This window comes from Acidovorax delafieldii 2AN (assembly GCF_000175235.1).
Lineage (GTDB): Bacteria > Pseudomonadota > Gammaproteobacteria > Burkholderiales > Burkholderiaceae_C > Acidovorax > Acidovorax delafieldii_B.
Window position 1 is genome coordinate 1 of record NZ_ACQT01000462.1, and the last position, 1679, is coordinate 1679.

The 1679-nt window shown below is 67.3% G+C and carries 1 protein-coding gene and 1 pseudogene; both read right to left on the reverse strand.

From position 1 onward, the window contains the following. Nucleotides 1-238: 238 nt before the first annotated feature. Nucleotides 239-1474 carry a M20 family metallopeptidase gene (locus tag ACDELDRAFT_RS22230; protein WP_005801011.1) on the reverse strand — a complete coding sequence of 412 codons (1236 nt, stop codon included), beginning with the start codon at nt 1472-1474 and terminating at the stop codon, nt 239-241. Next, nucleotides 1471-1679 (reverse strand): annotated as a pseudogene (locus ACDELDRAFT_RS22235) (M20/M25/M40 family metallo-hydrolase); the annotation flags it as partial. The gene ACDELDRAFT_RS22230 and the pseudogene ACDELDRAFT_RS22235, both read right to left, overlap by 4 nt.

Genomic DNA, 1679 nt, shown 5'->3' on the forward strand with positions numbered 1-1679 from the left:
GTATTGGCCCTGCCGCTTGCCGTGCATGCGCCGGCTGCTTCGCGGACGGCGGCGGGGTGCCCGAAGGAGTTACCCCGGGGCCATGGGTTGGCGCTGTCTCGGCCACGCAATGGCAGGCTGGCCCGTCCCCGCAGAAAGCCGGGAAGGGCCGGCACCATCAACAAACCGGCAGGGCTGGCCCATGAAAAAGCCCGGCAGGGCCGGGCTGGCACAGGGAGGGGGGGGCGCGGCGCCCGACTCAGGCGAGCAGGTCGCTGAGTGCGCGGGCGATCACCTTGGTGGCGCGGCGCAGGTCTTCGAGTTCGAGCCGCTCGTCGGCGCGCTTGGCATGCGATTCGAGCACGGTGCGGGGCCCGGCGCCGTAGATCACGCCGGGAATGCCGCGCTCCACGTACAGGCGCACGTCCGTGTACAGCGGCGTGCCCACGGCGGGCACCGGCTCGCCCAGCACCGCCTGGGCATGCTTCTGAATGGCATCGACCAGGGGCTGGTTGCCCGCCAGCGGTGTCATGGCGTTGGCCAGCAGCAGGCGTTTGATGTCCACCGTGATGCCGGCGCGCTCGCCCGCGGCTTGCTCGATCACGCGGCGCAGCGTGGCCTCGACCTCGACCGGGTTCTCTTCGGGGATCATGCGTCGGTCGAGCTTGAACAGCACCTTGCCGGGCACGACGTTGGTGTTGGTGCCGCCCTCGATGCGCCCCACGTTCAGGTAGGGGTGCTTGATGCCGGCGACGTTCGATGTGACTTTCTTGTATTCATCGTTCTGCGCGTACAACGCGTTCAGGATGTGCACGGCGCCCTGCAATGCGTCCACGCCGGTGTGGGGCACGGCGGCGTGGGCCATCTTGCCGTGCACGGTCACTTCCATCTGCAGGCAGCCGTTGTGGGCGGTGACCACTTCGTAGCTGAAGCCTGCGGCCACCATCAGGTCGGGTTGGGTGAGACCGTTCTTCAGCAGCCAGCCAGGGCCGAGTTCGCCGCCGAATTCCTCGTCGTAGGTGAAGTGCAACTCGACCGCACCCCGGGTGGGCTTGGCCACGGCTTCAAGCGCGCGCACAGCAAAGGTGAAGCTGGCGAAATCGCTCTTGCTCACGGCCGTGGCGCGGCCATACATCTTGCCGTCCGCGATCTCGGCGCCGTAGGGGTCGTGTGTCCATCCTTCTCCTGGCGGCACCACGTCGCCGTGGGCGTTCAGTGCGATGGTTCTGCCTGAGCCTGGGGCGCCGTAGGGGCGGCGAACGATCAGGTTGGTGATGGACTGCATGCCATAGGCCTGCACATCGGCGGCTGGCACGGCATGTTTTTCGGCGGAGAAGCCCCACTCCTGCAGCAGCTCTGCGGTGCGTTCTGCGTGGGGCGCGTTGTTGCCGGGCGGGGTGTCGGTGGGCACGCGCACCAGGGCCTGCAAAAAGCGCACTTCCTCGTCAAAATGCTGGTCGATCCAGGCGTCGATGGCGGTGTAGTCGGTGGTCATGGCTGAGGCTCCTCGGCAAGCTGGTGCAGCACGTGCGTGAAGGCATCCACGGCCAGCTGCATGTCGTTGTTGGTGGTGGATTCAAGGGGGTTGTGGCTGATGCCGGCGTTTTCGCCGCGCACGAAAAGCATGGCCTGCGGCAGGATTTCGTGCAGCTTCATGGCGTCATGGCCCGCGCCGCTGGGCATGCGCAGCACGGGCACGC